This is a genomic window from Pseudomonas silesiensis, assembly GCF_001661075.1.
GTDB classification, from domain to species: Bacteria; Pseudomonadota; Gammaproteobacteria; order Pseudomonadales; family Pseudomonadaceae; genus Aquipseudomonas; species Aquipseudomonas silesiensis.
The window spans coordinates 6,280,473-6,292,971 of record NZ_CP014870.1 but is presented as its reverse complement, the minus strand read 5'-3'; the positions used below and the strand labels follow the sequence as shown (position 1 = coordinate 6,292,971).

Genomic DNA, 12,499 nt, shown 5'->3' with positions numbered 1-12,499 from the left:
GATTATCGATGTCTCAGGAGTCACCGCACTATGAGCCGCGCCCCAGACACATGGATTCTGACCGCCGATTGCCCAAGCGTCCTCGGCACCGTGGATGCGGTGACGCGCTTTCTGTTCGAGCAGGGCTGCTACGTCACCGAACACCACTCCTTCGATGACCGGCTCTCGGGCCGTTTCTTCATTCGCGTGGAATTCCGCCAGCCCGACGGCTTCGACGAACAATCCTTCCGCGCAGGCCTTGAAGAACGTGGCCAGGCGTTTGGCATGATCTTCGAACTGACCGCGCCGAACTACCGGCCGAAAGTGGTGATCATGGTCTCCAAGGCCGACCACTGCCTCAACGACTTGCTCTACCGTCAGCGCATCGGCCAGCTGTCCATGGATGTGGCCGCCGTGGTGTCCAATCACCCCGACCTCAAGCCGTTGGCCGACTGGCACCAGATTCCCTATTACCACTTCCCGCTGGACCCGAACGATAAGCCATCCCAGGAGCGCCAGGTCTGGCAAGTGATCGAAGAGTCCGGCGCCGAGCTGGTCATTCTTGCTCGTTACATGCAGGTCCTGTCGCCAGAGCTGTGCCGCAAACTCGACGGCAAGGCAATCAACATTCACCACTCCCTGCTGCCGGGCTTCAAGGGCGCCAAGCCGTATCACCAGGCCTACAACAAGGGCGTGAAACTGGTCGGCGCCACCGCGCACTACATCAACAACGACCTGGACGAAGGTCCGATCATCGCCCAGGGCGTGGAGGCTGTGGATCACAGTCATTACCCCGAAGATCTGATTGCCAAGGGGCGGGATATCGAAGGGCTGACATTGGCGCGGGCCGTTGGATATCACATTGAACGAAGGGTTTTCCTGAACGCTAATCGCACTGTCGTTCTTTAGATCGCTATCGCGAGCAAGCTCGCTCCCACAGGGATTTGTGTCTGCCCCCAGATCTCAGTCACACCAAAGATCAACTGTGGGAGCGAGCTTGCTCGCGATGAGGCCCTTACAAACAACGCAAAAAGACACAAGCAATAACCCAAGCAATCAACGCGCCGCCGATCCCGGGCGACGCGACTACATAAAAACAACAGCGAGGTGAAAGCATGTCTGGTAATCGTGGTGTCGTGTATCTCGGCAATGGCCAGGTCGAAATACAGAAAATCGACTATCCCAAAATGCAGGACCCGCGCGGCAGGAAGATCAATCACGCCGTCATCCTGCGTGTGGTTTCAACCAACATCTGTGGTTCCGACCAGCACATGGTGCGCGGTCGTACCACCGCCCAGACCGGCCTGGTACTGGGTCACGAAATCACCGGTGAAGTGATCGAGAAGGGCAGCGACGTCGAAAACCTGCAAATCGGCGACCTGGTCTCCGTGCCGTTCAACGTCGCTTGCGGGCGCTGCCGTTCCTGCAAAGAGATGCATACCGGTGTCTGCCTCAGCGTCAACCCCGCCCGTCCAGGCGGTGCCTACGGCTATGTCGACATGGGCGACTGGACCGGTGGCCAGGCCGAATACGCCATGGTGCCATACGCCGACTTCAACCTGCTGAAACTGCCGGATCGCGATCGCGCCATGGAAAAAATCCGTGACCTGACCTGCCTCTCCGACATCCTGCCCACCGGTTACCACGGCGCCGTCACCGCCGGCGTTGGCCCGGGCAGCACCGTGTACATCGCGGGCGCCGGCCCGGTTGGCCTGGCGGCCGCCGCTTCCGCTCGCCTGCTGGGCGCGGCCGTGGTGATCATCGGTGACGTCAACACCGTCCGCCTGGCACACGCCAAGGCCCAGGGTTTCGAAATCGCCGACCTGTCCCTCGACACCCCGCTGCACGAACAGATCGCCGCGCTGCTGGGCGAGCCGGAAGTGGATTGCGCCGTCGATGCCGTAGGCTTCGAAGCGCGTGGTCATGGTCATGACGGTGTGAAACACGAGGCTCCGGCCACCGTGCTCAACTCGTTGATGGGCGTGGTGCGTGTGGCCGGCAAGATCGGTATTCCTGGCCTCTACGTCACCGAAGATCCAGGTGCAGTGGACGCCGCCGCGAAAATGGGCAGCCTGAGCATTCGTTTCGGTCTGGGCTGGGCCAAATCCCATAGCTTCCACACTGGCCAGACGCCGGTGATGAAGTACAACCGCCAGCTGATGCAGGCGATCATGTGGGACCGTATTCATATTGCGGACATCGTTGGCGTTGAGGTGATCAGCCTGGATGACGCGCCGCGTGGGTATGGCGAGTTTGATGCGGGTGTGCCGAAGAAGTTTGTGATTGATCCGCATAAGCTGTTTAGCGCTGCATAAACGCTGTACAAAAAAAAGGCGATCTTGGATCGCCTTTTTTGTTGTAGCGCAATTCAATACTTTCCTGCCTGTCACGCTCTTCCAGAACGATGCATGCAGGTTATTTTTTAGACGGTGCAGCCGACAGCGAAGAATACTCGAAAACACACTTCTCCTGGTCCTTGGATGTACAGGTTTCCACGTGCTGGGCGTTCTTGTTGTTAAGGAGCGCTTGTTTGTTAACTTCGCGTTTCCAAAGCGTATGGGTAGCAGGTTTCCAATCATTGAAGGAGTACAGCGTCAAGCGCGTGAACGCGAGAAACTCCTCTCCCTCGTAGTCGCAGGACACCACAAACTTATTGCCCTCCGAACTGATATCCCGGTACAACCCACCGGTGAATTCAAACGTCTCGATGTGATGCTCTTCAGCATAAGGGTTGGAGCCAACCCATACCCGTTTATCAGGTCCAGGGGCGAAATATTCATAGCCTCCTTCCTGTTCATCCTTGACTTGAATGATGTCGCTGACGGCCGGGCAGGCAGAACTTGCGGCATAAGCGTTTCCGATGGTCATTAATGTAATGAGTAAACTAGCAGTAATTGTTGATCGCATGATTGATACTCCATTGTTTGGGAGTGGTCATCTTTACGAACTACAGTCTTCAGTCCTACTATCACTTGTGATAGTAGTTGTAACCGATTGAAAGCCTCTTGAATTTATCAGTGCACAGCAAGGGAGCCAGCAGGGGACGGCAGCAAGCAGCAGCCAGACTTATGTATGTATTTAAGGGGACTGTATTTAACAGTATTTAAGGGGACAGATTTATTTATGGATCAGGCTCCGGCTACCGTGCTCAACTCGTTGATGGGCGTGGTGCGTGTGGCCGGCAAGATCGGTATCCCGGGCCTCTACGTCACCGAAGATCCAGGTGCAGTGGATGCCGTCGCGAAAATGGGCAGCCTAAGCGTCCGTTTCGATTTGGGTGGGCTAAATCTCACAACTTCCACGATGGGCAGACGCGGGCGATGAAGTACAACCGTCAGTTGATGCAAGCGATCATGTGGGGCCGTATTCATATCGCTGACATCGTGGACGTTGAGGTGATTAGCTTGGATGACGCGCCGCGCGGGTATGGCGAGTTTGATGCGGGTGTACCGAAGAAGTTTGTGATTGATCAGCATAAGTTGTTTGGTGCGGCGTAAGAAAGGCTAAAAAATAGCGACCAGTGGTCGCTCTTTTTTATGAGAGGTCATGTGTTGGGTATGTGCTCAACTCGAAGCTTTAGTTGATTTACGTTCCTCTGAGTTTTTTATTGAGTTCGTCGGTTAAAAAGATAACGCTTTTGCGTTGTTCGTTAATTTTTTCCAGTGCCAGTTGCTGCGGTGTTGGAAGGTTTTCTGGTTTTACTAAGCCGTACTCAATAAGGTTTTCTTGCCTGTTTTTAAGTTTTGATAGCAATCTCTCCTTGTTGTTATCGTAGTGTTCCAGTTTTTTTGCAGCCTTTTTTAATGACTTTAGTTTCGATCCGCTATATTTTTTCAATTGTGCGCTTTCTATGGCGGAATTAGCATCGTATAAAGTGTTTTTCACATCCCATACGCCACTGGCGCTTGGTGTCGAGTTGCTCGCAGTTGTTGTTGCATTTCGCGACGTCGAGGATGGATCAAGGCCAGGCAGCAGCGTCCCGGCCGTAGCGTGTGGAGTTGCAGAACCTGTAGCAAGCGCACTTTTCGTGCTAACCATTGAACGGGCTGAGTCAAGCGAAGTTGATGAGAGACGCTTAAATCCATTTCCGCGAGTCATCAGAGCTTTTATCTTGGAGAACCAGTTTGGAACATGTCCTGTTTTGTCCTCCCGATTTATCGGATCTCCTACACAATACGTATAAGCATTCAGTCCACCGTCCCCAAACGGACTCCAACTGTCCGGACTGTTGAACCGCATCAGCACTGGATTAAACGCCCGATAACCATTTCCCAACAAATAGCACCCCGTAACTGGATCCGGCCGTTCGCCGCTGAAGCCGAGCAGGCTGAGCAAGCCGTTTTCCGGAATACGGTGACCATAGGGTGTGTAAGCGAGAGTATGCGGTCTGGTTGAGTCGAGGGTAGTCAACACTGAACGCTGCTGATCAGTGGCGATAATGGTGGTTTCCAGTGGGCCGCCTTCACAGCGTTGTTCCGCCAGCAGTTGATCCCCATGCTGCATGATCGAACGCTGCACCGCGCCTTGAACCTCGTTGGCCAGGCGATCCTTGAGGTAGAAACGCTGAGTGTTGGCTTGCGCGGACATCGCGCAACTAATCAGTTGATCCAGTGGGTCGTACCGGTAATGGCAGAGTGGGATTTCGCGGCGAGCAGTCATGACTAGGGCTCCTGAAGGATCCATCTATCCAAGCTTGCACTTTGATGCAATCGGTCCGGATTGCCTACTAGCAGAACTGCTAGGTTCGAACGGCGAAAACCGTTTCGTCGAGCGGCATGGTTGGTTTCACGTTGTATTCACGTGAGGGGGCGTAAAAAATGGGTTCCGCGCTGAGGAGCATGCCGACCAATGCCCGGTTCAATCGGCAGTTTTTCCGTCAGACGGTTTGCATGACACAAGAGGATGTCTGAATGGTTTCGAAATCGTCGACCTGTTCCCGGACACACCGCTGCACGAGCAGATCGCCGCGCTGCTGGGCGAGCCGGAAGTGGATTACGCCGTCGACGCCGTGGGCTTCGAAGCGCGTGGTCATGGTCATGACGGTGTGAAACACGAGGCTCCGGCCACCGTGCTCAACTCCCTGATGGGTGTGGTTCGCATGGCTGGCAAGATCGGTATCCCTGACCTCTACGTGACTGAAGATCCAGGTGCTGTGGATGCGGCCACGAAAATGGGCAGCTGAGCATTCATTTTCAAATAAGAAGAGGGCGACGTGGTCAGGCCGTGTAAAAACCTGGCAACCTGGTCATCGTTTAAAGAAAATGCCCGTATCGCAAGATAAGGGCATTTGCTTTAAATCGCTGCAGCTGGATCGTCATATGGCCTTGTGATGTCGTCATTTTTTTGCACTATGATGGGAATCTAACTGAGTGGTAATTGACGGCTATGAGGCCATAGCGTTTTTTGTAGGTATATGACTTTTCTTTATTGTAATGCTCACGAAGATATTTCTGGGGGTTGTCAGGATATTTGATTTTGCCTTTTTCAAAAACCTTCATAACATCGTCAATGGGATGTTTTTCAACGACAGTTCCGAGATAGCCCTTCGTGTTTATATTCGTCAGTTTCTGAAATTGTGATGCAAATGATTGCTGTCCGCCATTCGCAGAATGGCAAAAGATCAAACGAATTTCTGCATAGGAACTGAAATCATATCCTTGGTTTTTCATTTCGGTATACACTTGAGAGGGGAGCCAGGTTTCTCTGTTCATCACCATTTTTGAAGGCTGATCGAAAGGTGTTTCTATTCCGTGCGCTGATATGTTTAGGCGCTGTTTTCCCTTGAAAATATCGTCAAATGTGAACGCTCCATCACCCAAGATAGTCATGTTCTTCATGTATCTACTTTTCGACACGGATTGGTTGACTGCCACGGTGCCGCTTGCATTATTTAAAAAACCTAAGAGTTTACTTATCCACTCTCCAACATGTCCTGTCGGATCCACTCGATTAATCGGATCCCCCACACAATAAGCATATGCATTTAATCCTCCCTCCCCAAACGGACTTAAACTTTCCGGGCTGTTAAACCGCATCAACACAGGGTTAAACGCACGATAGCCATTTCCCAACAAATAGCACCCCGTAACTGGATCTGGCCGTTCGCCGCTGAAGCCGAGCAGGCTGAGCAAGCCGTTTTCCGGAATACGGTGACCATAGGGTGTGTAAGCGAGAGTATGCGGTCTGGTTGAGTCGAGGGTAGTCAACACTGAACGCTGCTGATCAGTGGCGAGAATGGTGGTTTCCAGTGGGCCGCCTTCACAGCGTTGTTCCGCCAGCAGTTGATCCCCATGCTGCATGATCGAACGCTGCACCGCACCTTGAACCTCGTTGGCCAGGCGATCCTTGAGGTAGAAACGCTGAGTGTTGGCTTGCGCGGACGTCGCGCAACTAATCAGTTGATCCAGTGGGTCGTACCGGTAATGGCAGAGTGGGATTTCGCGGCGAGCAGTCATGACTAGGGCTCCTGAAGGATCCATCTATCCAAGCTTTCACTTTGATGCAATCGGTCCGGATTGCCTACTAGCAGAACTGCTAGGTTCGAACGGCGAAAACCGTTTTATCGAGCGGCATGGTTGGTTTCACGTTGTATTCACGTGAGTGGGCGTAAAAATGGGCGCAGCGCTGAGGAACATGCCGGCCAATACCCGGTCAAACCGGCAGTTTTTCCGTCTATCAACAGGCGGTTTTCATGGCACAAGAGGATGTCTGAATGAAGATTTCACGCGGTTTTGCACTGGCATCGCTCATGACCCTGGCGGCCAGCCCGGTCTTTGCTCAGTTCAGCTTCAGCGATGCGGCCAATGCCATTTCCGGCATGAAAGGCGATAACACCGCCGCCACGGCCGCGCCCACTTCCGAGACGGCTGGCCTGCTGAGTGCGCTCAGCCAGTTGAACGTGACGCCACAACAGGCCGTTGGCGGCACCAGTGCGATGCTGGGGCTGGCGAAGAATCAATTGAGTTCGACCGACTATTCGGAACTGGCCAAAAGCGTGCCGGGTATCGACAAGCTGTCGGGTGGTGGTGAACTGGGCGCGCTCGCCGGTTTGCTCGGCTCCTCCGGCAAGATGGCCGGCCTGGACAACGCACTGGGCGCCGTCAAGAGCACCAATGACCTGAACAACGCCTTCAGCGCCTTGGGCATGGACACTGGCATGATCGCCCAGTTTGCCCCGCTAATCCTGCAATACTTCGGTCAACAGGGCGTTGGCGGTTCGTTGCTGCAAAGTCTGGGCGGGATCTGGGGCGCCGGCACCGGCATCGGTAGCTGATTCAGGGGCGCTCGGCGCGCAAGGCGTCGATGCGCCGGTCCTTTTCGATCCAGAGCTGGTTGACCCAGTTCTGGACGGTTTGGCGAAACACCGGATCGTTTTCGTAGTCGCCCTGCCACAGCGCAGGGTCGAGTTCGCGGGTCTTGATATCGATGATCACCCGCGGCACGTTACCGCTGATCAAGTCCCAAAACCCCGGAATCTGCTGCTGCGGATACACCACCGTCACATCGAGAACGGCGTCAAGCTGTTCGCCCATCGCCGCCAGCACAAAGGCCACGCCACCCGCCTTGGGTTTGAGCAGGTGAGTGAAGGGTGATTGTTGCAGACGGCTTTTCGCTGCAGTAAAACGGGTGCCTTCCAGGTAATTGACCACCGTCACCGGCTGGCGCTTGAACAGCTCGCAGGCAGCCTTGGTGATCTCCAGGTCCTTGCCGGCCAGCTCCGGGTTCTTCGCCAGGAACGCCTTGGTGTAGCGCTTCATGAACGGGTAATCCAGCGCCCACCAGGCCAGACCGAGGAAGGGCACCCAGATCAATTCTTTCTTGAGGAAGAATTTGAAGAACGGCGTTCGTCGATTCAGGGTCTGGATCAGCGCGGGGATATCGACCCAGGATTGATGGTTGCCGATCACCAGGTACGAGGTGTCGCGGCGCAGGTCATCGCCGCCGCGAATGTCCCATCGGGTGGGGATGCACAGCTGGAAGATCAGCTTGTCGATCTCGGCCCAGGTCTCGGCGATCCACATCACCGCCCAGGAGGCGTAATCGCGAAAACGCCCGGGCAGGACCAGCTTGAGCAAGGCGAACACCATCAGCGGTCCGAACAGGGCCAGGGTATTGAGCAACAGCAACAGGGTAACGAAACAGCCGGTGAGCAGGCGGCGCATGGGGCACTCTTGAAAACGTTTGGGCGCGCCATGATAGGCAGCTTCGTTCGAGAGGCCAAATCGACGGTGACAAATGTTTCACCTTTGAACCGCTAACCTCCCTCCACTGATCGTTCCCACGCGCCGTGTGGAAGGCTGCTGAACGAGCCCCGTGAAAGACAGGACACCGTTTCCCCCTTACGATAAGGGATAGGCAAACGGTTATGTTTATGACTAACAGCAACGATAAGAGTGGGGAGCTTTTGGGCCAGGAGCGGCGGCGCCGCTGGAGCCCGGAGCAAAAACTGGCCATGGTTCGCGAGAGCCTTGAGCCAGGACAAAGTGTGTCGGTCGTCGCTCGGCGCAACGGCATCAATGCCAACCAACTGTTCCTGTGGCGCAAGTTGTATCAGGACGGCAGCCTGTCGGCGGTCAGTGCTGGCGAAGCCGTGGTGCCTGCCTCCGAGCTGAGCGATGCGCTTAAGCAGATCCGTGAACTGCAACGGATGCTGGGCAAGAAAACGATGGAAGCCGAAATCCTCAAAGAGGCCGTGGAGATCGCCCGGTCGCGAAAATGGATTGCGCACTCACCCTTGTTGCCGGGGGACGACCAGTGAAGCTGGTCAGCGAATGTCTCGGTGTGGCGCGCTCGCAATTAACGGTTCGAATCAAGCAATCGGTATCGCCCAAAGTGCGGCGAAGCAGGCCTGTGAACGATGTAGAGCTGGTCGCTGAAATCCAGCAAGAGGTCAGCGAACTGCCCAGCTATGGATACCGTCGCGTCTGGGGACTGCTGCGTCGTGCACGTGAAAAGCGGTCGCTGCCGGCGATCAACGTGAAGCGGGTTTACCGGGTCATGCGTGATCACAACTTGCTGCTTGAGCGGCGGATCAAACAGCCCGGTGTGCCGCGTCGGCACGAAGGCCGTATTGCCGTGAAGACCAGTGATACACGTTGGTGCTCGGATGGCTTTGAGTTCCGTTGTGAGGACGGTGCCAAACTGAGCGTGACCTTCGCCCTGGACTGCTGCGACCGCGAAGCCATCGGCTGGGTCGCGAGCCCGACCGGGTACAGCGGCGATGATATCCGCGACTTGATGCTGGAAAGCGTGGAGAAGCGTTTTGGTGATCAACTGCCCACTACGCCGGTGCAATGGCTGAGCGACAACGGCTCGGCGTACACCGCCGAACAGACACGCCTGTTTGCTCGGCAGATCGGTTTGCAGCCGGTGACCACACCGGTGCGCAGCCCGCAGAGCAACGGCATGGCTGAGAGCTTCGTGAAGACGATCAAGCGTGACTATGTGGCACACATGCCCAAACCGGATCGGGAAACCGCACTGCGTAATTTGGCAATTGCCTTCGAACACTACAACGAGCAGCATCCACACAGCGCCTTGAACTATCGCTCTCCGAGGGAGTTCAGGCGCTTAGCGGCAGCATCAATTTAACGGGGAATTGGTGTCCGGTTTGGTAGGGGCAAGTCCAGCTGCTTACCGATCGTTCCCACGCAGAGCGTGGAACGATCTAATCGATAACGGTCTAAAATCCCGCTGCCCACTCTTCAAGGAAGCCCATTACGTGAAATCCCTCCTTGCACTGCTCTCCCTGGTGGCCCTGCCCATCCTGGCCGCCGAGCCGACCCTGTACGGCCGCTACGAATACATCGCCTTGCCGGAAATCGGCGGCGAAGTGCTCAAGGCCAAAATGGACACCGGCGCCCTGACCGCCTCGCTGTCGGCCAAGGACATCGAAACCTTCACCCGTGACGGCGACGAATGGGTACGTTTCCGCCTCGGCACCAAAGATGCGAGCAACAAGGTCTACGAACACAAAGTCGCGCGGATCAGCAAGATCAAGACCCGCTCGGAAGAAGGCGACGATGATGATGAAGACGTCGCACCCACCAAGCGGCCAGTGGTTGATCTGGAGCTGTGCCTGGGCAATGTCAAGCGCACGGTCGAGGTCAACCTGACCGACCGCAGCAGCTTTAATTATCCGTTGCTGATTGGGGCAAAGGCGTTGCGTGAGTTTGGGGCGGCGGTGAATCCGGCTCGGCGGTTTACGGCGGATAAGCCGGATTGTTGAGGGGCATTGAGTCCATTGTACTGTCTATGGTCATGCCATGCGGTGAGAAGGTTGGGCACAGCTCCATGTTGCCCTCATCACCGTAAGGTTGTGCTGGCGGGCAAACTCAATCGTGAGTCTCGGATTTTGGCCGCGGTTTTAACGAAGTCTGTTCTGTTGAAGTCTCCGGCTAAACGGCTGACGCCTTCAATGCGAAAGGATGAAACGTGTTTAACTACTCTCGCTAACTCATTTTTATGAGTGAACAGGTCTTGCTGTAAGTTTCGTATTTCAGTGTCATTAAGATGTTTTAGGTGTCTTTTTGATTTCAGTAGTCCTTGATATGTATTGACATTGTCTAATGTATCTAGCAGGTGTCGGTTAGCTTTCTGAAGGTAGGCGATGCCTGTTGTTTCATCTATAGGAAGGGGGTTGTTAAAGTATTTAAATTTTTTATATTCAGATAGGTTGCGAGCAATGATTGCGTCGGGATGCGAATTCTGATTTTCGGCAAGTATTTTCAAACCTTTCAATCCGCCAAAGTCCGCTTCTTTTGCTAACACAATTTTACTAAATTGTTCGTTGCTGGAGCCCTTCATTAATTTATATACGTTGCCAAATATTTCGTCAAAGAATCGCGCACGTACTAAAAAATGACCCGTTGGATCATTCCAATTAACAGGGTCTCCGGCACAATACGCATAAGCATTCAACCCGCCCTTTCCAAACGGACTCCAACTGTCCGGACTATTAAACCGCATTAACACCGGGTTGAACTGCCGATACCCAATTCCCAAATGATAATGCCCGGTCACAGGATCCGGCCGTTCACCATTAAACCCGAGCAAGCTGAGTAAACCATTTTCCATCGGCCGATGGCCGTAAGATGTGTAGACAAGGGGGTGAGGCTGGTTCGCGTCGAGTGCATTCAATACCGAGCGTTGATGATCAGTCGCCAGGAGCCAGGCGGCCGTCTTGTCGCCCTCATGCTGCTGCAGCGCCAACAGCTGGTCGTCGTGCTGCACGATGGTGCGTTTCACCGAGCCTTGTATTTCAGTGGCCAAGCGTGTCTTGCAGTAATAGCGCTGGGTAGGTTCCTGATCGAATGGCGCACAATCTACCAGGCGATCGAGCGGGTCGTAGTAGTAGCGACCCAAGAGGGTGTCGCGAGTAGAGGTAGGCATTATCCGGGCTCCGTGCACGGTCGAGAAATCGGAGCCTTCAGCATCATTCGTTTTTCAGTCGTTGCCTACCTATCAGAACTGTTAGGGTTTGGCCCTTTCTGTACTCTGCATCTCAAGTGAACAGAAGGAGTGCGTACTTCAAAGAATAAATGTGGGAGCGAGTCTGCTCGCGATGAGGTAGGTACAGCCTGCGAAGATCTGGGCTCAGGGCATCGCCGCTAGCGTCAAACATCGCTGGCGCACTTCAAATACGGCGCCGCCAGCTGTGGATCTCCTCGCGTCAGTTGAGTTCGCAGAAAGGGACAGCTTTTTTGGGTGCAAATGAATCTGTCCCGTCTCTGGTCCGTACAGGGAGTTTCTCTCGTCAAAAAGTAAGTTTTCCTACAGGAAAAACGGGCTTCCTACAGGGCCAATCCCTTCCTTTTGCAGGACGTTTCCTAGATTGTTCCGCACGCTTGCGCCGACAGATTTCCGTGCCTAGTCTTCGTCCGTCACTGCTCATCAGTGATCGGGTTTAGTAGCCCGGACCAATAGGTGCATAGCGTTTTCATGCTCATGCCCGGCAATGCTGCCGGGTATTGAATATGGCGGCTGTGTGTGGGGCATCTTCGGGTGCACCGGGTTTCCTATTGACCGGCCTACTAACCTGCGCACAGCTGCCACCCATCGTTTAGTAGGCGAGAAGTGTCGGCTCCCACGTAGCAATAGGAGCAACACAGATGAAACGATCAGTTCCCGATCCACCTTCCAATTCAACCGAAAACGACGAACTGCCCAGAGACCGTTCCGCCCTTTATCGTGCGATCGATTTCTACCTCACCGGAGAACAGCCTTCGGCACCCGATGAACTGCGGTTCTACAACGTCAGCGACGACGTGAGCTTCGAAGACGCCCAACTATATCTCGCCGACCTGCTGCGCTGTGCCTCGGTCACTGCCTATCAATGCGGCGACCACCTTAAGGGCGCGGACAGGGCCATGGTGTTTTCTGTCTGGCATTTGCTGGAGATCGCCAAGGCCATGGTTGATCGGTCGATCGATTGTCTGGGGATGAAGCAGACTCGGGAGTGATTCAAGAAGGCGGTCGATAGTGATATTGCTATCGCGAGCAGGCTCGCTCCCACAGGGGA

General features: G+C 54.7%; 11 protein-coding genes and 2 pseudogenes. 8 read left to right on the top strand and 5 right to left on the bottom strand.

The genetic code is table 11. The annotated features are described in order from the left end of the window. Positions 1–30 precede the first annotated feature (30 nt). Together purU and fdhA are read left to right on the top strand one after the other, a co-directional pair. A complete protein-coding gene (gene purU / locus PMA3_RS27940) occupies positions 31–888 on the top strand; it encodes a formyltetrahydrofolate deformylase (RefSeq protein ID WP_064680161.1) in 858 nt (285 codons plus the stop codon). A gap of 206 nt (positions 889–1,094) precedes the next feature. After that, positions 1,095–2,294: a formaldehyde dehydrogenase, glutathione-independent gene (gene fdhA / locus PMA3_RS27935; protein ID WP_064680160.1), complete on the top strand. Its 1,200-nt coding sequence runs from the start codon at positions 1,095–1,097 to the stop codon at positions 2,292–2,294. A gap of 100 nt (positions 2,295–2,394) precedes the next feature. Here the strand turns inward: fdhA and PMA3_RS27930 are convergent, their stop codons facing one another. Beyond that, positions 2,395–2,886 carry a DUF3757 domain-containing protein gene (locus PMA3_RS27930; protein ID WP_064680159.1) on the bottom strand — a complete coding sequence of 164 codons (492 nt, stop codon included), beginning with the start codon at positions 2,884–2,886 and terminating at the stop codon, positions 2,395–2,397. A 222-nt stretch (positions 2,887–3,108) separates the two neighbouring features. Here PMA3_RS27930 and PMA3_RS31305 point away from each other — a divergent pair. After that, positions 3,109–3,476: pseudogene (locus tag PMA3_RS31305) on the top strand (formaldehyde dehydrogenase, glutathione-independent); the annotation flags it as partial. An 88-nt stretch (positions 3,477–3,564) separates the two neighbouring features. Here the strand turns inward: PMA3_RS31305 and PMA3_RS31300 are convergent. Then, positions 3,565–4,638 (bottom strand): RHS repeat-associated core domain-containing protein, encoded by a 1,074-nt coding sequence (locus PMA3_RS31300; RefSeq protein WP_082930439.1) that lies wholly within the window; start codon positions 4,636–4,638, stop codon positions 3,565–3,567. A 253-nt stretch (positions 4,639–4,891) separates the two neighbouring features. Here PMA3_RS31300 and PMA3_RS27920 point away from each other — a divergent pair. Further along, positions 4,892–5,158: pseudogene (locus tag PMA3_RS27920) on the top strand (formaldehyde dehydrogenase, glutathione-independent); the annotation flags it as partial. A gap of 169 nt (positions 5,159–5,327) precedes the next feature. Here PMA3_RS27920 and PMA3_RS31295 read toward each other — a convergent pair. After that, the gene (locus tag PMA3_RS31295; protein WP_082930438.1) at positions 5,328–6,434 is read right to left on the bottom strand and encodes an RHS repeat-associated core domain-containing protein; all 1,107 of its coding nucleotides are present in this window, start codon (positions 6,432–6,434) and stop codon (positions 5,328–5,330) included. 257 nt (positions 6,435–6,691) lie between these two features. On the opposite strand from PMA3_RS31295, the gene PMA3_RS27910 reads away from it, so the two are divergent. Continuing rightward, positions 6,692–7,252 (top strand): DUF2780 domain-containing protein, encoded by a 561-nt coding sequence (locus tag PMA3_RS27910; protein WP_064680156.1) that lies wholly within the window; start codon positions 6,692–6,694, stop codon positions 7,250–7,252. 1 nt (position 7,253) lies between these two features. Here PMA3_RS27910 and PMA3_RS27905 read toward each other — a convergent pair whose 3' ends face one another. Continuing rightward, a complete protein-coding gene (locus PMA3_RS27905) occupies positions 7,254–8,141 on the bottom strand; it encodes an acyltransferase (protein WP_064680155.1) in 888 nt (295 codons plus the stop codon). 209 nt (positions 8,142–8,350) lie between these two features. Between PMA3_RS27905 and PMA3_RS31290 the strand changes: the two genes are divergently transcribed. Both PMA3_RS31290 and rloA2 read left to right on the top strand, forming a co-directional pair. After that, positions 8,351–9,570 (top strand): IS3 family transposase gene (locus PMA3_RS31290; RefSeq protein WP_405047541.1). Its coding sequence is split into 2 segments (ribosomal slippage): positions 8,351–8,696 and positions 8,696–9,570, totalling 1,221 coding nucleotides; the frame shifts between segments, so codons are not numbered across the junction. A 130-nt stretch (positions 9,571–9,700) separates the two neighbouring features. Next, positions 9,701–10,207: a retropepsin-like aspartic peptidase RloA2 gene (rloA2, locus tag PMA3_RS27890; protein ID WP_064680154.1), complete on the top strand. Its 507-nt coding sequence runs from the start codon at positions 9,701–9,703 to the stop codon at positions 10,205–10,207. Positions 10,208–10,284: 77 nt separating this feature from the next. Here the strand turns inward: rloA2 and PMA3_RS31285 are convergent, their stop codons facing one another. Next, positions 10,285–11,370, bottom strand: a complete 1,086-nt coding sequence (locus PMA3_RS31285) for an RHS repeat-associated core domain-containing protein (RefSeq protein ID WP_082930437.1) — start codon at positions 11,368–11,370, stop codon at positions 10,285–10,287. Positions 11,371–12,089: 719 nt separating this feature from the next. On the opposite strand from PMA3_RS31285, the gene PMA3_RS27880 reads away from it, so the two are divergent. Next, a complete protein-coding gene (locus PMA3_RS27880; protein ID WP_064680153.1) occupies positions 12,090–12,440 on the top strand; it encodes a DUF6124 family protein in 351 nt (116 codons plus the stop codon). The last annotated feature ends 59 nt before the right edge of the window (positions 12,441–12,499 follow it).

Coding starts and splice junctions, on each gene's coding strand:
- purU (WP_064680161.1), top strand. CDS start 31: ATGAGCCGCGCCCCAGACACATGGATTCTGACCGCCGATTGCCCAAGC.
- fdhA (WP_064680160.1), top strand. CDS start 1,095: ATGTCTGGTAATCGTGGTGTCGTGTATCTCGGCAATGGCCAGGTCGAA.
- PMA3_RS27930 (WP_064680159.1), bottom strand. CDS start 2,886: ATGCGATCAACAATTACTGCTAGTTTACTCATTACATTAATGACCATC.
- PMA3_RS31300 (WP_082930439.1), bottom strand. CDS start 4,638: ATGACTGCTCGCCGCGAAATCCCACTCTGCCATTACCGGTACGACCCA.
- PMA3_RS31295 (WP_082930438.1), bottom strand. CDS start 6,434: ATGACTGCTCGCCGCGAAATCCCACTCTGCCATTACCGGTACGACCCA.
- PMA3_RS27910 (WP_064680156.1), top strand. CDS start 6,692: ATGAAGATTTCACGCGGTTTTGCACTGGCATCGCTCATGACCCTGGCG.
- PMA3_RS27905 (WP_064680155.1), bottom strand. CDS start 8,141: ATGCGCCGCCTGCTCACCGGCTGTTTCGTTACCCTGTTGCTGTTGCTC.
- PMA3_RS31285 (WP_082930437.1), bottom strand. CDS start 11,370: ATGCCTACCTCTACTCGCGACACCCTCTTGGGTCGCTACTACTACGAC.
- PMA3_RS27880 (WP_064680153.1), top strand. CDS start 12,090: ATGAAACGATCAGTTCCCGATCCACCTTCCAATTCAACCGAAAACGAC.